Raw genomic sequence first — 20,194 nt, forward strand, 5'->3', positions numbered from 1 at the left:
TTATCGCTTCCTTCGACAATTGCCTTTCTGGAAGGTATTGGTAGTCCGGCGTGCCGGTTCACGCCAAGGCAATGCTCCCCCCTTAAACCGAGGATTGTTCGAAATGTCAGTTGACAAGGCGTTCCGCGAGATGATTCGCAACGAGATTGAAGTCCAGCTCAAGCCCCTGCGCGACGTGGTGTCTCGTCTGGAGTCGGGCACGGCGGACCTGGATGCGCTGCGCAACGTGGCCGAGCGGCTGGCGCCCCTGGCGCAGGTGGTGGGCCCCCTCTTCGGCGCGAACGCGCCCGCGGCTGGCAAGGCCGGTCGTCGCCCCGCGGGTCGTCCGGCGGGCCGGGCCGCGGTGAGCGCGCCGGTGGCGGCGGCGGGTGGCAAGCGCCGGGGCCGCAAGCCGGCGGCGGCGGAGGGCGGCGCCCGTGAGTGCGCCATCAAGGGCTGCGGCAAGCCCAGCCGCACCAAGGGCTACTGCGCGGCGCACTACCAGAAGCTGCGCATGCTGGAGAAGACCAACCGCCGTCCTTCCGAGTGGTCGGACTACGCCAACCCCAACAGCGTGGAGGACATCAAGCTGCCCCGTGGCCGCGCCGCCTCCAAGGCGCTCGCGGAAGCCGCTCAGAAGAACGCTTAAGCAGTATTTGTTGCCCCGGCCCGGGCAGAGGTGGACCGCGTTCTTCCGGCTGGAAGCACGTGGCAGGAGTGACCGCGCGGAGGATGTGCTTGCGCCGCGAGGGGGTTGGTGTGCATGAGTGCCCGGGCCATGAACAAACGCGACCTGGAGCCTGGAATCGTCACGGACCTCGCGGGCCGGACGACCTATGGCGATTACCTGCAGTTGGACCGCCTTCTGTCCGCGCAGGTGCCCCGTTCCCAGCCTCCCCATCACGACGAGCTGCTGTTCATCGTCCAGCACCAGACGAGCGAGCTGTGGATGAAGCTGCTCATCCACGAGCTGTCCGCCTGCATCCGCTACATCCAGGCGGACCGGCTGGAGCCGTCCTTCAAGATCTTCGCGCGCGTCGCGCACATCCAGCGGATGCTCTTCGAGCAGTGGAGCGTGCTGGAGACGCTCACCCCCAACGAGTACCTGGAGTTCCGCGACACGCTGGGTCACGCGTCAGGCTTCCAGAGCTTCCAGTACCGGGCGCTGGAGTTCCTGCTGGGCAACAAGGACGACGCGGCGCTGGGGCCCTTCAAGCACGTGCAGGGCGTGCACGCGGAGCTGGAGCGCCTGCTGGTGTCGCCCGGCATCTACGACGAGTTCCTGCGTCACCTGGCGCGCAAGGGCCACGACATCCCCAGAAGCCACGTGGAGCGCGACTGGCGTCAGCCGTATGAGAAGAGCCCCCAGGTGATGGAGGTGTTCCGCCGCATCTACGAGGACACCGAGAAGCACTGGGACGCGTATGAGATGTGCGAGAAGCTGGTGGACACGGAGGAGCGGTTCCAGCTCTGGCGCTACCGGCACATGATGACGGTGATGCGAATCATCGGCTTCAAGCAGGGCACGGGCGGCTCGTCGGGCGTGGGCTTCCTGCGCAAGGCGCTGGACCTGCGCTTCTTCCCGGAGCTGTGGGACGTGCGCACGGCGCTGGCGCCGCCCGCGAAGCCCCGGGGCGCCTGAGCCCCCGGGCCGCCCCGCTCGTGTCCCCGCATGCCCCGCGGACCGGCAGGGGCGGGGTGCCAGCCGGGGCGCGGGCTCCCTAGCTTGGGAGAGGTCAAACCCTCTCAACGCGCGAAGGAGCCACCATGGGTGAGCACGAAAGCCCCCGGAAGGAACCGCAGCTTCCGGAAGACGAACAGGACAACAAGCGTCAGGCGGGAGACCGCCCCATCCCCACGCCCGGCCACATTGGCAACCTGCCGGACCACGGCGAGGGCCCGGGTGGCATTGGCATCAAGCTGCCCGAGGGCGGCGGCGACTGAGTGAAACATCCGGAAATGTTTCGGCGGAAATGTTTCAGGCCCGGGGCCCTTCCAGGGCTCCCGGCCACCGGGGTACACGTGTCAGACGGGCATGAGAGTGTCCGGGCATGTCCCTACCTGCTAGGTTCTTCGTCCCAGAGATGACCCGAAAGCCCGCCACCTACGCCGACCTGGAAGCGCTCCCCTCGAACCAGGTGGGGGAGATCGTGAATGGCGAGCTGTACGCCAGCCCCCGGCCGGCATCGCGGCATGCCGTCGCGGCGTCGCATCTGGGAGGCGAGCTCTATGCTCCCTTCGACCGGGGCCGTAGCGGACCCGGAGGGTGGATCATCCTCACCGAGCCGGAGCTGCACCTGGGCCAGGACGTCCTGGTGCCGGACCTCGCGGGTTGGCGCCGGGAGCGGATGCCCAGGGTGCCCGACGTCGTGGGCTTCACCCTGGCGCCGGATTGGCTGTGCGAGGTGCTGTCCCCGTCCACGTCCCGGCTGGACCGCTTCCGGAAGCTGCCCGTCTACGCCCGGGAGGGGGTCAGGCACGTCTGGTTGGTGGACCCGCTCCAGTACACCCTGGAGGTCTTTCGTCTGGAGGGCTCCCACTACCTCCTGGTGGGGACCCATCAGGACGCGGAGACCGTCCATGCTGAACCCTTCGAGGCGCTTCCCCTGGAACTGAAGGTCCTGTGGGAGGACGTCGAGTAGGCTCTTCCGCACCATGTCCGCGCCCGCCGGAGTGACGCTGCTCTTCGAACAGGCCCACATCCTCTGCTACCGCACGTTCGACATCGCGGAGGAGATCGACCTGGAGCGCGCGCGCAAGGCGCTCTCGGAGGACTCGCGCCGCTTGAAGCTGTCGCGAGAGAACAGCCAGTACATCCAACTGCCCAACCCGCCCGTGGCCTATGAGCTGGGCCGCAGGCCGCTCGCGCTGCGCGGCGGCCCCGTCACCGTGGACGCCACCGCGCGCCTGTTCGACCACGGCGCCGCGTCCATCATCCTGAGGGTCCCCGTCGCGCCCGGCACCACCTGGGAGACGCTCACCCAGGTCGCGGACGAGCTCTATGACAGCCAGGCCCTGGAGGACCTGGCGCGGGAGCTGGTGGAGGGCGTGCGCCGCACCATCGCCGCCGCCGTGCAGGGGCCGCACCTCTGGGACCAGAGCGAGAGCTACACCGTCATCTTCGCCGAGCGCATCCAGGGCAACCCCTCCGCGGAGGAGCTGTTCCAGCGCGCGGACATCGCGCGGCTGCTGTTGGGAGAGAGCACCACCGCGCCGCTCGCGCCGCGCGAGCGCGAGGCCGTCACCCAGGTGCGCTTCAGCTACACCGCCCACGACCTGGTCGTCGTGGACTGGAACAGCGCGTTCGTCTACGAGCCGTCCGGCTCGCGCGACATCCCGGACCTCCTGGAGATCGCCAACGCGCAGCTCCTGGAGTTCCGCTACTACGACGAGCGCCTGGACAAGCACATCGCGCGCATCCACGACGAGGTGCAGAAGAAGAAGCCCGGCTGGCTCACGCTGTTCCGCAGCCCGTACCGCAACCTCGCCCGGGAGACGCTGGGCACGCTCGTGGACCTCAACGAGTTCGTGGAGCGGGTGGAGAACAGCCTGAAGATCATCGGCGACTTCTACCTGGCCAAGGTCTACGAGGCCGCCGTGCGCCGCCTGCGCATCCCCGCGTGGCAGGCCTCCGTCACGCGCAAGCAGCAGTTGCTCGCGCAGACCTACGGCCTGCTCAAGGGCGAGGTGGACATCGACCGCTCGCACGTCCTGGAGGTGATGATCGTCGCGTTGATCATCCTGGAGATCGTCATGGCCTTCAGCCGCGTGTTCGAGCACTGACGGCGCTCCCCCGGGCCCGCCCGAAGGGACGACGGTCCCGTCGGGTGGGGGACTCCGGGGTGGGGGAAGGCGGGGTGAGGGGTTCGCGGCGGCCGGGGTTGCGCTACGCTCCGTGGACGGGCGTGTGACGGAGGCTTCCGCGTGAGTGCATCGAACCCCCTCTTCGGTGATTTGCTGCTCAAGCTGGGCGTCGTCACGCCGGGACAGGTGCAGGAGGCGCTCGCGCTCCAGGCCCTCACCGGACAGCGCGTGGGGGAGGCGCTCATCTCGTTGGGCTACGTGTCGCGCGAACAGATTCAGGACGCCTTGGGAGAAGCTCTGGGCCTGAACCAGGAGAAGGGGCCCTCGCAGCCGCCCCTGGGCGAGCTGCTGGTGGGGCTCAAGTACGTGACGCTCGCGCAGTTGGACGAAGCGCTGGCGCGGCAGCGGCGCGACGGGCGGCGGCTGGGGGAGATCCTCGTCGAGCTGGGCCACTGCACGTACAAGCAGATCTACGAGGCGCTGGGCGTGCAGAACCGCATCGTGGGCCGGCAGGACCTGCCGCGCCCCGCGACGGAGGGGCGCCGCCGCGTGGTGGTGGTGGACGACAGCCCCCTGGCGTGCGCGTTCGTGCAGGAGGGGCTGGTGGCCCTGGGCTACGAGGTCCTCTGCTTCCAGGACCCGTACGAGGCCCTGGAGGGCATGGGGCGGCTGCAGCCGGCCATCGTGCTGAGCGACCTGGAGATGCCGGGGCTGGACGGCGTGGAGCTGTGCCGGCGGCTGAAGGAGGGCCCGCGCAGCGCCATCCCCGTCATCATGCTCACCGCCAACGACCGCGAGGCGGAGCGCGTGCGCGGCCTGCGCGCGGGCGCGGACGACTACGTGAACAAGTCCGCGTCCATGGACGAGCTGGCGGCGCGCATCGAGAGCGTGGTGCGCCGCACGGACGAGACGGAGCGCATGCGCAAGCTGTTCGCGCGCTACACGTCCGACGCGGTGGTGGAGGAGATCCTCAAGAGCGCGGACGCGGCGGTGCTCGCCGGGGAGAAGCGCGAGGTGACGGTGCTGTTCGCGGACATCCGCAACTTCACCGGCCTGGCGGAGAGCCTGCCTCCGGAGCAGGTGGTGGCGGTGCTCAACCAGGTGCTGGGCCGCCTGTCGGACGCGGTGCTCACCTGCGGCGGCACGCTGGACAAGTTCCTGGGGGACGGGCTGATGGCCGTCTTCGGCGCGCCGGTGGGCCGCCCGGACGACGCGCTCCGGGGCCTGCAGTGCGCCAAGATGATGATGGAGGCCGTGGCGGAGCTGCGCGCCGTGGCGGAGGCCGAGTGGGTGGCCCACGGCCGCGAGGGCCGGCCCCTGGTGCTGGAGCTGGGCGTGGGGCTGAACTCGGGCGTGGTGGTGTCCGGCAACATCGGCGGCGCGATGCGGGCCGAGTACACCTGCATTGGCGACGCGGTGAACGTGGCCGCGCGGCTGTGCGCGCTGGCCGGGCCGGGGGAGATCCTGGTGGGCGAGCGCACGCGCGAGCTGGTGGACGCGAACGAGACCGCCTTCGAGGACCTGCCGCCGGTGCGCCTGAAGGGCAAGCAGCAGCCGGTGCCGCTTTACCGCGCCCTCTGACGCGGTAGGGTGGGTGGGCCATGGCCGCCACCCCCGCTCCGTCCGCCCCCTCCGAGAGGTCCCGCCGCTCCCCGCTGCCCTGGGTGGCGGTGGTGTTCGCGGTGGCGCTCGTCGTGGCCCTGGTGCTCACCGCCTTCCGCCGCCGCGACCCCGAGCAGGCCCAGCACATCCACTCCGACTTCGCCCTCATCCTGGACGCGCTGGAGCGCTACCGCGCGGACCACGGAGGGAAGCTGCCGGAGGAGGGGGACCTGAACGCGCTGCTGGTGCCCCGCTACCTCCCCGCCGTGCCCCTGGACCCCTGGGGCCGGCCGTACCACTACGCCAGCAGCGACCAGGGCGTGTTCCTGTCCAGCTTCGGCCGCGAGAACCAGCGCGGCGGCGTGGGGGACAACCAGGACCACACCAACCACGACGGGCACCAGCAGCTCCTGCGCTAGGGAGGGCCCCGCCGCCGGGCCGCCCCACCCCGCCAGGCAGGCAGGCCGGCATGCGCGGGCGGCGCGTCACCGGCGTCCGGCGTGCGCATCCTTCGTGGCGAGGGGGGGCTCCAGCGGGCATCGCCTCCTCCGAGGGGGCCCCGCCATGGCCATCATCTGCGCAACCAACCTGTCCGCCGACGCCGCGCACGCGGCCACCCTCGCGGCGACGCTCGCCGGCCGCCTGGGAGAGCCCCTGCTGCTCCTGGGGGTGGATGACGAGGTCCCTGACGCGGAGGCCCCCGACGCCCTGTCCACGGCGGAAGGGGGGCTGGCCGCGGAGGCCGCGCGGCTGAGGGCGTTCGTGGGCACCGTGGAGCCGCGCATGCAGCGGGGCGCCTCCGTGGAGACGCTGCTGGGGGAGGAGGAGTGCAGGAGCGCCCGGCTGGTGGTGGTGGCCGCGGAGGGCTGGCGCACGTCCCCCTGGCGCAAGACGTCCCTGGCGGAGCGCCTGGCCCGCCACGGCTGCGCCCCGGTGCTGGCGGTGCGCCGGGACACGGCGCTCCTGGACTGGGCCCGGGGCCGGCGCAGGCTGCTGGTGATGGTGGGGGTGGACCCCCGCTCCGCCACGTCCGACGCGGCCATCACCTTCCTGCGGGAGCTGCGGCGCGTGGGCGGGTGCGACGTGCTGGCCACGTACGTGTGCTCGCCGCTGGAGGAGCGCGAGCGGCTGGGCATCCACACCCCCGTGCACGTGGAGCGGCTGGACGCGCGCGAGCGCACCATGGAGGGGCTGGAGCCGCTGGTGGAGCGCGTGCTCCAGCGCGAGGTGCGCGAGCGCCTGGGCGACCTGGAGGGCGAGGGCCGCGTGGAGGTGGTGCTGGAGCCCGGCTATGGCCGCCCGGCGGACCACCTGCTGCACGTGGCCCACGCGCGCAGCGTGGAGCTGACGGTGGTGGGCATGCACCTGCGCGGCGGCGTGCAGCGGCTGTGGCACGGCTCCGTGTCGGAAGGGGTGCTGCGCCACGCGGAGCGCTCCGTGGCGTGCATCCCGCCCGGAGCGCGCGAGCCGCGCCGGCTGCCGCCGCCCCGGAGCGCGCTGGTGCCGGTGGACTTCACGCAGGCCTCCGGACAGGCCATCGCGCAGGCGTGCTCGCTGGTGGGGCCGGGCGGCCGCGTGCACCTGCTGCACGTGCACCGGCTCCGGGGCCGCGAGCGGGGCCCCCGGGACTTCCACGGCGTGCTCCCGGAGCCCGACAGCGAGCGGGACCGGGTGCTGAAGCGGCTCTGGGCGCAGGTGCCCGGGGACACGGTCGCGCGGGCGGTGCACTGGAGCGTGGAGGGCGTCAGCGGAGAGGACGTCGCCGTCGCCATCTGCCAGGCCACGGAGCGCGAGGGCGTGGACCTGGTCTGCGTGGGCACGTCCCCCCACCGCGAGGTGGCGCCGGACGTGCTGGAGGAGGCGGTGGCGCGCGAGCTGGTGGTGCGCTGCCGCCGGCCCGTGATGGTGGTGCCCTCCGTTTGACCCGGGAACGGGCGTCCAGTGCGGGGCTCCCCGCGGCGCGGGTCCCTGCTTTTTCCCGCGCGTAATGGATTGAACAGGCGACCCAGGAGGGCGTTAGACTTTGGGAGGACCCGCTTTCCCAGAAGGGTAGGGCATCCCGTGGCTCTTCGCGGTTATCGAGAAGAGGACCTCGTCTCCAACCGTGCGTCGCTGCTCATCCACGGAGGCACCGAGGACGAGCGCAGGGCCTGGGCGGAGGAAGCCGCCCGCAACTTCGGCGTCCCGCTCACGGAGGTGCGCCAGGCGCCGGAGCTGGCCGGAGCGCTCCGTCAGCCCAACGGCGTGGTGTTCATCCCGGACGTGGGCAAGCTGCCGCTGGACGCCCAGGGCCTCATCCTGCGCTGCCTCCAGATGCAGGAGGAGCGGCCCAAGGTGGTGGTGGGCGTGTCCGGCACCGCGATGGCCGCCCTCACCCGGGGCACGCTGCGCGAGGACCTGCACTACCGGCTCCACCAGGCGCAGGTGGACCTGCAGACGGAGGGCCTGCGGGACGCGCTCAAGCGCCGCTGGGCGCAGCAGGCGGAGGCGCTGGCCGCGCGCGCCGCGGCGCTGAAGGCCGCCGAGGAGAAGGAGCGCGCCGCCGCCGCGGCCCGCCGCCCCGGCTCCGTCACCCGCATCCTGCCCAAGCGCAAGCCCGCGGCCCCCGTGCGCAAGGGCACGCCCCGCAACGCGGTCCGCTGAAACCCGGGCGCCCCAGAGGGGGCGGGCGCGTTCCGGGGTGGGGAATGGGTACTACTGGAAAGATGGGCTAGAGTTGTTCCCAGCCGTCTTTCCTCTCCTCACCGGAGCGAAATCGCAATGTCCCAGCAAGCCCCTGGCAAGAAGCGTGGTCTGTCCCGTCCCGTGGAAGTCGTCCGCGCGGAGCTCCTCAAGGATCCCGAGACGAAGCGCATCGCGGATGCCGTGGGCATGAAGCTGGAGGACTACGTCGAGCTGGTGCTCGAGTACGCGCAGGACAAGGACAAGGAGCCCATGCTCAACGTCGTGTCCGACGAGGAGCTGAAGGCGAACGGCTTCCCCGTGCACACGGTGGAGGAGGTCGGGGAGTTCCTGGTCGCGGGCGCCAAGGGTGAGCTGCCCGGCCAGGGCAACCCCTTCGCCAAGTCCGAGTTCGAGGCCGGCAAGAGCGCCGGCGCCGGCAAGCCGAGCCTGAACCCCGCGGCCGAGACCCCCAAGGCGCCCCAGGACGAGGCCAAGCGCCAGGAGCTGATGGACCAGCTCAAGAAGGGCGGCGGCGGAACCCGCGGCTGAGGCCGCCCGGAATCTGCGTGAAATTGATCGGAAATTCGGAGGAAACATTTTCCTCCCCCTTCCGAGAATCCTTTTGCAGCTTCACTCCGGCTCACACTCTCCAAACCAAATTTAAGCAGGGGGTTTCACCATGGGCGGCATCGGCAAGGTTGTCAGCAGCGTCGCGAAGACGGTCTCCAACATCGCGGGCGGCGTCGCGAACATCGCGGGCAAGGCGCTGAACTTCGTTCAGAACCCCATGGGCGCCATCGCGGGCGGCCTGAAGGGCATCGCGGGCGGCCTCCTGGACAAGCTCCCGTTCGGCCTGGGCAAGCTGGCCAAGCCGTTCGTGGACAAGTTCATCGACTCCGGCGCGTCCCTGCTCGCCAAGGGCCCCCTGGCCGGTCTGTCCCAGCTCACCAAGTTCGCCCCCACCGTGAAGTCCATCGCGGACATCGCGACCACCGTGAAGCAGGGCGCGGACCAGGTCGGCGCGCTGGCCTCCCAGCCCGCGCAGCAGAACGTGCAGAACCTGTTCGCCCACGCGCAGGCTGCGCTCATCAACTGATCTCCCCGCTGAAGCTGGCGTGACTCAGGCACGAGGGCCGGTACTCACCGTCAGGTGGGGGCCGGCCCTTCGGCTTTGCGGGCTTCGCGCCGGGCTCTGGCCCGGGCCTGGAGGCGGGTTGGACGTGACCCGGCGTGTCGCACCCGGAGTGTGGGCGCGATCAGGGAGCGGCGGGGCTCAGCCCTCTTCGCGGGTGATGCGGAGGGCGTCGGCCTCCAGCTTCTGGGTCGCCTCGGGGTCCGCGCTGTCGTAGTAGCCGCGGATCTCCCCCGTGCCGTCCACCAGCACGAAGTGGGTGCCGTGGAAGATGGAGAGCAGGTCGTCCTCGGGGGCGCCGGCCTCGCGGCCCATGCTGATCTTGAAGCCCTGGACGATGGTGTCCTTGAGGGTGGCGTAGTCGCCGGTGAGGAAGTTCCAGCGGGTGAAGTCCGCTTTGTACTTCCGCCCGTACTCGGCCAGCCGCTCCGGGGTGTCGTAGGCGGGATCCACGGAGAAGGACACCAGTTGGAGGTCCGTCCCCAGCTCCGCGGTGTGCTCCTGCACGCGCGCCATCTTCTGCGTGAAGACGGGGCAGACGGTGGGGCAGCGGGTGAAGATGAAGTTGGCGATGAACGGGTGGCCGCGGAGCTGCTTCAGTCCGAAGGGCTGCCCGTCCTGCCGCGTGAAGGTGAAGTCCGGCAGCGCGCCCAGGCGGGGCGGCGGCTGGGCGCGGCCCTTCACCAGGTCGTGGACCGCCACCCCCATGAAGCCGAGCGACGCCACGGCGATGCCCGCCCAGACCCAGGAGCGGCGGACGGGACGGGAGCGGGGGGCGGCGGACGGAGATTCGACGGACATGCGTCGGCACGTACGGCATCGGCGGGGGACGCACAAGCGCCGGGCCCGCCGGGGGTAGGGGCTGGCCGCATGCGAGGCATGAGGGAGAGTGGCCGCTTCGCGGAGGGCGGGGTGCTCCTTGAGGGGACGTTGGGTGCGTGCTAGCCCGGAGGCCATGTCCCAGGCCCTCTTCCAGCCCCCGTGTGGACGCGCTTCGCCGGGCGGGTGGGGAGGCTTCCGGTCGCTGGCGGGGAGGCTTTCCCGTCGCTCCGGGCCGTGGCTCGGGCTCGCCGGGGGGCTGGTGCCGGCGGCGGCGCTGGCGTGCCCCTCGTGCACGGCCCGGGCGCCGGAGTCCCCGGGGGGGGCGGGCGAGCTGCTGCTGGCGCTGATGCTGGTGCCCTTCGCGCTGGTGGGCGTGGGGCTCTGGGCGGCCTGGCGGGCGGGGCGAGCGTCGCCGGGAGCAGAGCGGGCTTCGGCCCCCGTGGAACAGGAGCATCCGTGATGGCGGAGTCCCCTGCGTTGTCCCCGTCGTCCGTGAGCGACGTCGCGCCGCCGGATGCGCAGGCGCCCCTGGCGGTGCCGCCCGCGCGTGGCGCCTGGAGCCTGGCGCCCCCGGAGAACGCGAGCGCGACGGGCGACCGCATCGACGCGCTGCTGGCCACGAGCCACAGCTTCGACCTGGCGCTGGCGGCGGTGATGCTCGGGTGGTTGTTGCTGGCGGTGGCGCGCTTCCGGAACGCGCGGAAGGTGGCGCCGGACGGGGGCACGCGGCGCTCGCGGGCGTGGGTGCTGGGGCTGGCCGTGTGCGCGTTCGGCGTGGTGGACGGGACGCTGTTCCTGGGCTCGCAGGGCTACCTGGACGACGTGCTCTGGAACTTCCGCGTCCCCATGGAGGACCCGCGCACGGTGCGCATCCAGCTCAACGCGCACCAGTGGTCGTGGGAGGCGCGGTACGCGGGCGCGGACGGGGCGTTCGGCACGAAGGACGACGTGGTGACGTGGAACGACCTGCGCGTCCCGGCGGGCGTGCCCGTCTGGGTGCAACTGGTCTCCACGGACGTGGTGCACGGGTTCACGCTGCCGGCCTTCCGCGTGAAGCTGGACGCCATCCCGGGCCGGGTGAACCAGACGTGGTTCCAGGCCGCTCGCGAGGGCGCGTGGGAGGTGGCCTGCTACCAGCACTGCGGCACCAGCCACTACCGGATGCGCGGCATGCTGACGGCGCTGTCCCCGGAGGCGTACGCGGCGTGGCTGCGCGAGGCGAGCCTCAAGGCGGTGCAGGCCTACGACCCGGATGACACGGCGGCCCACTGGGGCTGGGTGTGGAGGACGCCATGAAGGCGGGGGCGCTCGTGAAGTCGCTCTGGACGACGGACCCCCAGCGCGTGGCGCGGCAGTACCTGTGGGGCGGGTTCCTGTTCCTGCTGATAGGCGGCCTTCTGGCCATGCTCATCCGCTTCCAGTGGGCGTGGCCCGGGCAGCCGGTGCCGGGGCTCGCGTGGGTGCTGCCCGAGTCGAAGGGCGCGCTCACGCCGCCCACGTACACGGCCGTGTTCACGATGCACGGCCTGTTGATGATCTTCTTCGCGGTGACGCCGCTGCTCTTCGGCGCGCTGGGGCACTTCGTGCTGCCGCTGGCGATTGGCTCGAAGCAGATGGCGTTCCCCCGGCTGTCGCCGTTCGGCTTCTGGGCCTACGCGGTGGGCGGCGCGCTGATGCTGGTGTCGTTCGTGGTGCGGCTGGGGCCGGCGAGCGCGGGGTGGACGTCCTATCCGCCGCTGGCGACGCCCGCGTTCACGCCGGGGCTGGGGCAGACGCTGGTGACGGTGGCGGTGCTGTTCGTGGGCGCGTCCGCGTTCCTGTACGGGCTCAACTTCGTCGTCACGGTGGTGCGCTGCCGCGCGCCGGGGATGACGTGGGGCCGGATGCCGCTGGTGGTGTGGGGGCTGTTCTACGGCGCGGTGCTCAACGTGCTGTTCGTGCCGGTGCTGGCGGCGGCCACGGTGCTGCTGTTGTTGGACCGGGTGGCGGGCACGCAGTTCTTCATCGCGGGCGCGGCGGCGGTGGGCGGGGGCGGCGACCCGGTGGTGTACCAGCACCTGTTCTGGCTGTTCGGCCACCCGGAGGTCTACATCCTCATCCTGCCCGCGTGGGGCATGGTGGGGGACTTCGTCGCGTTCTTCAGCCGCAAGCCCGCGCATGGCTACCGGCTGACGGCGGGGGCCATGGGCGTGGTGACGGCGCTGAGCGGCGCGGTGTACGCGCACCACCTGTTCACCAGCGGGATGGCGCCGGTGCTGGGGCGCACGTTCATGGTGCTGACGCTGCTCATCTCCCTGCCCGCGGAGGTGATGTTCCTCAACTGGCTGATGACGCTGTGGCGGGGCAGCGTGCGGCTCACGTCGCCGATGCTCGCGGCGCTGGCGACGATGGTCGTCTTCGGCCTGGGCGGCATCACGGGGCTGGCGCTGGGCGCGGTGGCGACGGACGTGCCGCTGCACGGGACGATGTGGGTGGTGGGCCACTTCCACCTGACGATGGGCGCGGCCAGCTTCCTCGCGGTGTTCGCGGGGCTCTACTTCTGGTTCCCCCGCATGTACGGGCGCGCGTTGGACGAGCGGCTGGCGAAGGTGCACGTGCTGCTGAGCGCGGTGCTGTTCATCGCCGTCTTCGGCGGCCAGTTGGTGGCGGGCTACGCGGGGCAGTTGCGGCGGCTCTATGACCCGTACCAGTACACGTTCCTCGAGCACCTGCTCCCGTTGAACCGGTGGACCAGTTGGGCCGCGTTCGCGCTGGGCGCGGCGCAGTTGGTGTTCGTGGTGAACCTGGTGCGGACGCTCGGGTGGGGCCGGGCCGCGGAGCCGAACCCGTGGCGGGTGGGCACGCTGGAGTGGACGGACGCGGCGCCCGGCGCGGTGGTGCTGCGCGGGCCGCATGCGCTGTCGCAACCGGAAGTGCAGGAGCAACTGGGTCGCGATTGGATTGGCCAGGCGGAGCCGCTGTCCCCGGGCGTGCCCGTGGCGGAGCCGGTGGCGCCGCCGGTGCCCGGGGTGGAGGGCGCCGTCTAGCGGTGCTCCCAGAGGTCCACGCCGCCGGCGTCGCCCTGGGGGAAGCGGCGGACGAAGCGCTGCTTGAACCAGGGGCGGCTCTGCGGCGTGAGCTGCCACTCGCCGCGCCAGCCGAGGACGACGAAGCGGCAGGAGCCCAGCATGATGCGCAGGGCCTGCTGGGCCTCATCGGCGGAGAGGGCCTCGTCGGTGGTCTCGAAGCGGTCGCCGGTGCTCATGGCGTCCTGGAGCATGGTGGCGTAGCCGTCCACGATGGGCGTGGCGCCCGTGGGGAGCCGGCCCGCCGCGAGCGCCCAGCCGGGCTCGAAGGAGTAGAGGCACGCATCGGGGGGCACGTCCGCGCGGATGTGCTTCGCGAGCGCCACCACGTCCGGGGCCTGAAGCCGGGCGCTCTGGTGGACGTGCCTCGCGCCGGGGAGGAACGCGGCGGCGAACAGGAGCGCGGCCACGGCGCGTGAGGCCGCGCGGCCCCAGCGGGTGCTGAAGGCGTGGAGCACGGAGGCGCCCAGGCCCGCGAGCACGGCCTCCGACGCGGCGAGGTGCGCGTTGTACTGGTTCCAGTAGGTCCGCGACGCGAGGAACAGGGCCACGCTGAGGACGAACGCGCAGGCGAAGAAGCGCGCGGCGGGGCGGTGCTCCGGCGCGGCACGGAAGGCGCGCACGCACGCGGTGCCCAGGCCCACGAGGGCGAGGAGGACCTCGCCCCACCGGCGCTCGTGGAAGATGTCGCGCAGGCGCAGCCAGCGGTCCAGCTCCCCGTCCGGCGGGCGCGTGGCCTGGAAGGTGATGACGTCGCGGAGGAACTCGGAAGGGGCGAGCGCGGCCAGCGGGCCCACGACGGCGACGAAGGTGGCGGACGCGACCAGCACGGGCAGGAGGGCGTGACGCCAGGACTCCCTCCCCGGGCGCGAGAGCAGCGCGGCGACGAGCCACAGTCCGCCCGGGAGCTTCACGGAGATGGCGAGGCCCAGGAGCACGCCCGCGCCGATGCGGCGGGCTCGGGAGGGCGGGCCGGAGGCGAGCCAGAGGTTCGCGAAGCCCAGGCACAGGACGTTGAGCAGCGGTTCGAGGAAGGTGCCGCGCTCCACGAGGGCGGCCTCCGGATACGCGGCATAGGCGAGCGCGGCCACGCAGCCCGCGACAGGACCCCAGGCGCGCCAAGCGACCCGGCCGGCGAGGAACACGCACAGGGCGCCCACGGCGGCGGCGAGGTAGCGGGTGATGCCGTAGGCGGTGGCCGCGTCGAGCCCCAGCGTGAGCGCTGCGCCGGGGGCCCAGAGCAGGAGGCCGCCGGGCGGGTGGACGAAGATGAAGTCGCGGTAGGGCAGGTCCCCGCGCAGCAGGAGCGACGCGGCGGAGAAGTAGACGCCCTCGTCGTAGTCCATGGGGTAGCCCATGGCGCCGGAGCGATGGAAGAACGCCATCGCGCGCAGCACCCAGGCGCCCAGCGCCACGATGATCAACGGCCAGAGGTCCAGGCTCCGCGCGGCGCGAGGAGGGACGGGCGGGGACGGAGTGGGCGCGGGTTCCATCGGAGTCAGCGCGGCAGGCTACTACCGGCGGGCCCAGGGCGGCATCACGGGTGTGATGCGCGGAGGTGATTCGGTCGATGGGCGCCGCTCCGAGGGACGGGGGGCCGCCCGGCTTCCTGGTGCTTCGCGCCGGGCCCAGGCATGCGAGAGTCCGGCCCCGTGAGCACGAACGAACGGGCCTCGCCGTCCCCTCATCATGACGAAGGGAACCTCTGGTTCGGGGCCGTCATCGCGCACGGCGCGGCGGCGATGCTCTTCTGCGCCATGGCCTTCACCGCGGGCTTCTACCGGCTGCGCGGCTTCTGGCCTCCCGCGTCCGCGCGCCCGGGAGTCCTCGTCCCCGCGCTGGCCGGGGGGCTCCTCGTCATCGGGGCCGTGTTGCTGCACGTCGCGCTCCGGCGGCCCCGGCCGGACCGGCTCACATTGGCGGGCGTGCTGGGCGCCGGGGCGGGGTTCCTGGCGACGCAGGCGGCCTGGCTGCACGTGCTGTTCTGGTACCGGGACCTGCGCATCCCCGACAGCGGCGTCTTCGCCTCCGCGCTGTATGGCCTGTCGGCGGTGCACGCCGCGCACCTGGCGGTCGTGCTCCTGGGACTGCTGCGCGCGGGGCTCCGCGTCCTGCGCGGACAGGACGCGAGCGCTCCGGTGCGGCGCGCCCTGCCCGGCTGGTGGTGTTCGACGATGATGTACGGCGTCCTCTTCGCGGTGGTGTACCTCCCATGAAGCCCACTCCCTGCTTCTCGCTCCGCCTGTTCGCCGTGCTCGCGTTGGGGGCGCTCGCTCCCGCGTGCCGCAAGGAGGCGCCCACCTTCGAGCCCCTGAAGCTCGCGGACGGCACCGTCATCCCCGCCGCGACGCTGGCGCGCGGATACGACGTCTACACGCACTACTGCGCGTCCTGTCACGGCGAGAAGGGCGACGGTCAGGGCCCCGCGGGCTCCGGGATGCGGCCTCCTCCGCGCAACTTCCACCAGGGCCTCTACAAGTTCGGCGGCGTGGCGGCGGGCGAGCTGCCCACCGACGACGCGCTGAAGCGCACGCTGCGGCGGGGCCTGCACGGCACGCCCATGTTCGCGTGGGACGTGCCCCCGGCGGACGTGGACGCCGTGGTGCAGTACCTGAAGACGTTCAGCCCGCGCTGGACGCAGGAGTCCCCCGGCGCGGCCATCGCCGTGTCGGACGACCCGTGGAAGGGCCGCGAAGCCGAGGCCGTGGAGCGCGGCCGCACCGTCTACCACGTGGCCGGCAAGGGCAACGCGGGCTGCGCCAGTTGCCACGTCGCGTACCTGCCCCGCGCGGAGCTCGCCGCGCTCACGGAGAGCGTCACCGGCCGCAAGGTGAACCTGGCGAACGCGGATCCATACACGGCGCTGCAGCGGGATTCGGACTACTCGCTCACCGTGGACGCGAAGGGGGAAGCCACGCAGATGGCCAAGGTGCTGCCGCCGGACTTCCTCTTCCACCGCCTGCGCACGGTGTGGCCCCAGGGCACGCGCGTGGAGGGCCAGCCGTACACCGCGCAGGCCCAGCGCGAGGACCTCTACCGCGTGATGGCCGCGGGCGTCGGCGGCGCGGCCATGCCGTCATGGAAGGGCGCCATCCCGGAGGAGAACCTCTGGGCGCTCACGTACTACGTGCAGAGCCTCGTCGTGATGCACGACACCCGCGCCGCCCGCGACCTCCAGCAACGGTTGCGTGACTCGAAGGTGCAGGAATAGCGGATAGATGCAGCAACCTGAAAAGTAGGTCTTCCTGGGAAACTAATTCCCAGGCGTCGCGAAAATCCGGGCACTGATTACCTCTTTTTCCCGGAGTTTCACCCGTGACGACCTATTCCGTTCGCAGCGGCGACACGTTGAGCGGCCTCGCGCAGCGCTTCAACACGTCGGTGTCTTCGCTCCAGAAGACGAACCACATCGCGAACGCGAACCTCATCCGCGTGGGGCAGCGGCTGACGGTCCCGGACGGGTTCCAGGCGGCGCCGTCGAAGGCGGGCAGCTACACGGTGCGCAGCGGGGACACGCTGAGCGGCATCGCGGGGCGGCACGGCACGACGGTGGGGGCGCTGGCGAAGGCGAACCACATCGCGAACCCGAATAAAATCTACGTGGGCCAGCGGCTGACGATTCCGGGCGCGGGTGGGGGCGCGGCGCCGGTGACGTCGAAGCCGCCGCCGTCCGGAGGCGCTTCGTACACGGTGCGCAGCGGGGACACGCTGAGCGGCATCGCGGGGCGGTACGGCACGACGGTGGGGGCGTTGCAGCAGGCGAACCACATCGCGAACCCGAACAAGATCTACGTCGGGCAGAAGCTGACGATCCCGGGCCGCACGGGCGGGACGGGCGGGGCGTCGAAGCCGCCTCCGTCGACGGGGGGCGTGGGTGGGACGCCGGGCACGTCGGGAGGGAAGGGCGGGGTGACGGTGGCGCAGTTGCGGCGGATCATGCCGAACCTGTCGCAGGCGAAGGCGGAGCAGTACCTGCCGCACCTGAACAAGGCGATGGCGGAGGCGAACATCAACACGCCCCGGCGCAAGGAGATGTTCCTGGCCCAACTGGCGCATGAGAGCGGCGAGCTGCGCTACATGGAGGAGATCGCCTCCGGCGCCGCGTACGAGGGCCGCAAGGACCTGGGCAACACGCAGCCGGGCGACGGCAAGCGCTACAAGGGCCGAGGCCCCATCCAGTTGACGGGCCGCGCGAACTACCGCGCGGCGGGCAAGGCGTTGGGCATCGACCTGGAAGGGCACCCGGAGCGCGCGAAGGATCCGGACGTCGCGTTCCGCATCGCGGGTTGGTACTGGGGCTCGCGCAACCTGAACAGCTACGCGGACGCGGGCAACTTCCGCGAGGTCACCCGCCGCATCAACGGCGGCTACAACGGCCTCGCGAGCCGCGAGATGTACTACCGCCGCGCGCAGGACGTGCTGGGCTGAGCCCGTCTGGCGCGTGGGACCCGGGTCCCACGCCCGGGCACATGGACGCGAAGAGGTGCCTGTGATTCCGGGCACCTGACCGTGGCGCACCGGCTGCACAGGGCGCGGGCTCCTCCTTCCTCGGAGCGAGCCTGATGTCCCGAATCGATGCGCCCGGTAGCAGCCCCCTGTCCCCTGAGCCCCCGCTTCCTGAATCTGATGCACCCGCGCCGGAGCTCCGCGTGGGCACGACCGCGTCCCGCAGGACCTCCGTCAGTGAGAGCAGCGCGTCCTCGCCCTCTCGCAACGAGCTGCGGCCGTATGACGGTCCCTCCGTCACTCCCACCGCGCCCCGTCCCTCCACGCTGGCGGACGGCCCCGCCGTGTCCGCGCGCGAACTCGCGGCCCTGGGGGGCCGGCTGCGTCCCTCCTCCGCTCCCGTGCCGGAGGACGTCTATGCCTCGGTCCGCTCGCACCTGACGCGCAGCCTGTCGAGCCCCTTCCTCACCGGCGGCGATGTGCAGGCCACGCACGATGCGCTCGGCTCCGTGCCTCGCGAGGCATACCGCGCCACGCTGGAGCGCATGGACCGTGACGGGCTGCTCGCCGCCTATGTGTCCCGGATGGATGCTCCGGCTCGCCAGGCCTTCCTCGAACAGGCCGCGTCCAACGGCGTCGTCTCGCGGCGCCCGGGCGGCGTGGAGGGACCGCTCGGCATGCCCGGACACCCGGAGACCTTCGTCAATGATCCGAAGCTGCCCGCCGCCCTTCGCGACGCGGTGAACGCCCACGCCACCGACACCGGCCGCGCCACCGTCGTCGCCTACGACGCCTACCTGCAACGCTATGGCGACGCCGTGGCCCGGGCCGGCAGCCTCCAGGCCCTTCGCGCGCTCGGGCCTCCCCGGTCGCTGGACCTGCGTGAGACGTCGCTCGGCCTCTCCTGGTCCGACCCCCAGCGCGAACGCTACGAGTCCGAGTGGAAGGCCGGCCTGGGACGCCCCCGACACTCGCTCGTCCAGGCCTACGGGACCGTCACCGCCCGCGCGCAGGTCCTCTCCGGCGAACGCCCCGCCGGGGCCTTCGTCTCCGCCGAAGCGAGCGCGTCCCTCGAGATGCTCCACTTCAAGCGCACGGCCCACGTCTCCGCGCGCGGCACCACCGACGTCCAGACGCAGGCGGGCGTCGCCTCCAAGGCCGGGCCTCTGGGCCTGGAGGTGATGATGGACGCGCACGGCAAGACGGAGGCCCAGCTCCAACTGGAGCTGGGCATCGCCAGCGTGAGCCGCGACTCGGAGGGCAAGGTGGAGCTGTCCCTGGGCGCCGGCCCTCACGCCCGCGCCCACGCGTCCCTCAACCCTCGCACCGCGGAGTTCGGCGGCGGCGTCTCCTTCGAAGCCTCCCACCAGGAAAGCCAGAGCCACGCGGGCCTCAAGCTGAGCTACGGCCTGCGCGGCCTCACCCCGGAGCGCGCCTCCCAGGCCGTCCGCGGTGACGTCCCCGGCCTCTTCAGCCGCCCCGGGGACCTGGACCCCGGCGTCGCCTGGGAGGCCCTGCCCGCGGAGCGCCGCGCCCTCTATGAACGGCAGGGCTGGACGCGCGAGGAGTGGTCCCAGGACGCGCGGCGCTGACTACCGCACGTTCGCCAGCAACAGCTTCTCCACCACCACCACGTCGTGCCACACGCCATCGAGCGGGGCGTGCTTCTCATGCACGCCCACCTCCCGGAACCCCAGCCGCTTCAGCAGCGCGCGGCTGAGCACGTTGGTGGCGAAGACCCGCGACGTCAGCTTGTGGAAGCCCGCGCCCTCCGCCTCCGAAGGTGGAGGCGCGCTCGGCGAGGCCGCGTTGTAGATGGCCGCGATGGAGGCGCGGTCCTCCCGTGTGGCGGCACGGAGGGTGGGCGGTGGGCTCACGGAAGGCGAGGGCCCTTCACCGGCGCGTCCTCTGACTCGGCCTCCGGGCGCAGGGAGATGGCGGTCCACAGCGCCAGGTGCCACGGGACGAAGAGCAGGGCCACGCCATAGGAGAACACGGCCATCGGGAGCGCGACGATGATCCACAGCACCGCCGCCACCCACAGCACCACCGAACCGATGGACTGCAGGTCCCGCGACCGGGAGTGGTGGCCCACCAGGGAGAGCAGCGTGAAGAGCCAGAGGACCGCGCCCGTGCCGAACGACACCTCGGCCGCCGCCGGTATCCGCAAGTAGCTGAGGAAGAACCACACCACCCCCAGGCCCGCCGACTGGTACAGCGCGCTCCCCAGCGCCAGGACGGCGTTGCCCACGCTCAGCCCCGGCTCCCTGCCGTCCGCGCCCTTCGTCTCCAGCAGCTCGGGCGGCAGCTCCAGCGCGTACGGGTAGCCCATGGCGAGCAGTGCCTCCTTCGCCGCGTGCCGCACCTTCACCCCGCCCGACCCCGTGGAGTCCCCCACCGGGTTGCTCCGGTCCAGCAGCCCCAGCAGCAGGTCCGCCCGCTCCCTCGGCGGTTCGTCCGGCGCGGCCGGCCGGCCCAGGCCCACGATGAGCGCGTCGATGTCCGCGCGCACCACCCCCGGCGAGCGCACCTCCTCCAGCAGGAGCGCCAGCGGCGGGGACGACTCCGCCGCGATGGGCGCGGCGACGTCGCCGGGCACCTCGTCGACGGAAGCGAGCGGCGGCGCGGAACGGAGGGCTTGCTGGGACATGGGTGCTCCTGGAGGGCAGTCATCCTCCGG

General features: G+C 72.0%; 22 protein-coding genes. 18 read left to right on the forward strand and 4 right to left on the reverse strand.

Going from position 1 to position 20,194, the window contains the following annotated elements; genetic code table 11:
• Positions 1-103: 103 nt before the first annotated feature.
• The 11 genes from K8612_RS26085 (at position 104) to K8612_RS26135 (ending at position 9,145) form a co-directional block, all read left to right on the forward strand.
• The gene (locus K8612_RS26085) at positions 104-628 is read left to right on the forward strand and encodes a cell wall protein (RefSeq protein ID WP_223743270.1); all 525 of its coding nucleotides are present in this window, start codon (positions 104-106) and stop codon (positions 626-628) included.
• Positions 629-757: 129 nt separating this feature from the next.
• Positions 758-1,621, forward strand: a complete 864-nt coding sequence (locus K8612_RS26090; RefSeq protein ID WP_120622620.1) for a tryptophan 2,3-dioxygenase — start codon at positions 758-760, stop codon at positions 1,619-1,621.
• Between the two features lie 125 nt (positions 1,622-1,746).
• Positions 1,747-1,923, forward strand: coding sequence for a hypothetical protein (locus K8612_RS26095; RefSeq protein WP_158617790.1), 177 nt, complete (start codon positions 1,747-1,749; stop codon positions 1,921-1,923).
• Between the two features lie 140 nt (positions 1,924-2,063).
• A complete protein-coding gene (locus K8612_RS26100) occupies positions 2,064-2,621 on the forward strand; it encodes a Uma2 family endonuclease (protein ID WP_223764294.1) in 558 nt (185 codons plus the stop codon).
• 13 nt (positions 2,622-2,634) lie between these two features.
• The gene (locus K8612_RS26105) at positions 2,635-3,762 is read left to right on the forward strand and encodes a hypothetical protein (protein WP_223764295.1); all 1,128 of its coding nucleotides are present in this window, start codon (positions 2,635-2,637) and stop codon (positions 3,760-3,762) included.
• Positions 3,763-3,903: 141 nt separating this feature from the next.
• Positions 3,904-5,364 carry a response regulator gene (locus tag K8612_RS26110; RefSeq protein WP_223743267.1) on the forward strand — a complete coding sequence of 487 codons (1,461 nt, stop codon included), beginning with the start codon at positions 3,904-3,906 and terminating at the stop codon, positions 5,362-5,364.
• Positions 5,365-5,384: 20 nt separating this feature from the next.
• Positions 5,385-5,804, forward strand: coding sequence for a type II secretion system protein GspG (locus K8612_RS26115; protein ID WP_223743266.1), 420 nt, complete (start codon positions 5,385-5,387; stop codon positions 5,802-5,804).
• Positions 5,805-5,949: 145 nt separating this feature from the next.
• Positions 5,950-7,308 carry a universal stress protein gene (locus K8612_RS26120; protein WP_223764296.1) on the forward strand — a complete coding sequence of 453 codons (1,359 nt, stop codon included), beginning with the start codon at positions 5,950-5,952 and terminating at the stop codon, positions 7,306-7,308.
• A gap of 138 nt (positions 7,309-7,446) precedes the next feature.
• Positions 7,447-8,028, forward strand: coding sequence for a Fis family transcriptional regulator (locus K8612_RS26125; RefSeq protein WP_223743264.1), 582 nt, complete (start codon positions 7,447-7,449; stop codon positions 8,026-8,028).
• Positions 8,029-8,190: 162 nt separating this feature from the next.
• Positions 8,191-8,598 (forward strand): hypothetical protein, encoded by a 408-nt coding sequence (locus K8612_RS26130; protein ID WP_223743263.1) that lies wholly within the window; start codon positions 8,191-8,193, stop codon positions 8,596-8,598.
• 130 nt (positions 8,599-8,728) lie between these two features.
• Entirely contained in the window at positions 8,729-9,145 is a 417-nt protein-coding gene (locus K8612_RS26135; protein ID WP_223743262.1) for a hypothetical protein, read from the forward strand.
• Positions 9,146-9,322: 177 nt separating this feature from the next.
• Here the strand turns inward: K8612_RS26135 and K8612_RS26140 are convergent, their stop codons facing one another.
• Positions 9,323-9,982, reverse strand: coding sequence for an SCO family protein (locus K8612_RS26140; RefSeq protein ID WP_223764297.1), 660 nt, complete (start codon positions 9,980-9,982; stop codon positions 9,323-9,325).
• A 154-nt stretch (positions 9,983-10,136) separates the two neighbouring features.
• On the opposite strand from K8612_RS26140, the gene K8612_RS26145 reads away from it, so the two are divergent.
• From K8612_RS26145 to K8612_RS26155, 3 genes are read left to right on the forward strand one after another with little or no spacing between them, the layout of a single operon-like run.
• On the forward strand, positions 10,137-10,463 hold the full coding sequence (locus K8612_RS26145; RefSeq protein WP_223764298.1) for a hypothetical protein: 327 nt from the start codon (positions 10,137-10,139) through the stop codon (positions 10,461-10,463).
• Positions 10,463-11,299, forward strand: a complete 837-nt coding sequence (locus K8612_RS26150; RefSeq protein WP_223764299.1) for a cytochrome c oxidase subunit II — start codon at positions 10,463-10,465, stop codon at positions 11,297-11,299. Before K8612_RS26145 ends, K8612_RS26150 begins: the two co-directional genes overlap by 1 nt.
• Positions 11,296-13,029 carry a cbb3-type cytochrome c oxidase subunit I gene (locus tag K8612_RS26155; protein ID WP_223764300.1) on the forward strand — a complete coding sequence of 578 codons (1,734 nt, stop codon included), beginning with the start codon at positions 11,296-11,298 and terminating at the stop codon, positions 13,027-13,029. The genes K8612_RS26150 and K8612_RS26155 overlap by 4 nt, the downstream gene beginning before the upstream one ends.
• Here K8612_RS26155 and K8612_RS26160 read toward each other — a convergent pair.
• The gene (locus K8612_RS26160; protein ID WP_223764301.1) at positions 13,026-14,561 is read right to left on the reverse strand and encodes a glycosyltransferase family 87 protein; all 1,536 of its coding nucleotides are present in this window, start codon (positions 14,559-14,561) and stop codon (positions 13,026-13,028) included. The two genes, K8612_RS26155 and K8612_RS26160, sit on opposite strands and share 4 nt — an antisense overlap.
• Positions 14,562-14,720: 159 nt before the next feature.
• On the opposite strand from K8612_RS26160, the gene K8612_RS26165 reads away from it, so the two are divergent.
• The 4 genes from K8612_RS26165 (at position 14,721) to K8612_RS26180 (ending at position 19,106) form a co-directional block, all read left to right on the forward strand.
• Entirely contained in the window at positions 14,721-15,284 is a 564-nt protein-coding gene (locus K8612_RS26165; RefSeq protein WP_223743256.1) for a cytochrome C oxidase subunit III, read from the forward strand.
• On the forward strand, positions 15,281-16,279 hold the full coding sequence (locus K8612_RS26170; RefSeq protein WP_223764302.1) for a c-type cytochrome: 999 nt from the start codon (positions 15,281-15,283) through the stop codon (positions 16,277-16,279). Before K8612_RS26165 ends, K8612_RS26170 begins: the two co-directional genes overlap by 4 nt.
• 104 nt (positions 16,280-16,383) lie before the next feature.
• Positions 16,384-17,496, forward strand: coding sequence for a LysM peptidoglycan-binding domain-containing protein (locus K8612_RS26175; protein WP_223743254.1), 1,113 nt, complete (start codon positions 16,384-16,386; stop codon positions 17,494-17,496).
• 221 nt (positions 17,497-17,717) lie between these two features.
• Positions 17,718-19,106 carry a hypothetical protein gene (locus tag K8612_RS26180; RefSeq protein WP_223764303.1) on the forward strand — a complete coding sequence of 463 codons (1,389 nt, stop codon included), beginning with the start codon at positions 17,718-17,720 and terminating at the stop codon, positions 19,104-19,106.
• Here the strand turns inward: K8612_RS26180 and K8612_RS26185 are convergent, their stop codons facing one another.
• Together K8612_RS26185 and K8612_RS26190 are read right to left on the reverse strand one after the other, a co-directional pair.
• Entirely contained in the window at positions 19,107-19,391 is a 285-nt protein-coding gene (locus tag K8612_RS26185) for a GNAT family N-acetyltransferase (RefSeq protein WP_223764304.1), read from the reverse strand. It abuts the gene before it with no gap.
• Positions 19,388-20,164: a hypothetical protein gene (locus tag K8612_RS26190; protein ID WP_223764305.1), complete on the reverse strand. Its 777-nt coding sequence runs from the start codon at positions 20,162-20,164 to the stop codon at positions 19,388-19,390. The genes K8612_RS26185 and K8612_RS26190 overlap by 4 nt, the downstream gene beginning before the upstream one ends.
• Between the last annotated feature and the right edge of the window lie 30 nt (positions 20,165-20,194).

The organism is Corallococcus sp. AS-1-6, from assembly GCF_020037015.1.
GTDB lineage: Bacteria > Myxococcota > Myxococcia > Myxococcales > Myxococcaceae > Corallococcus.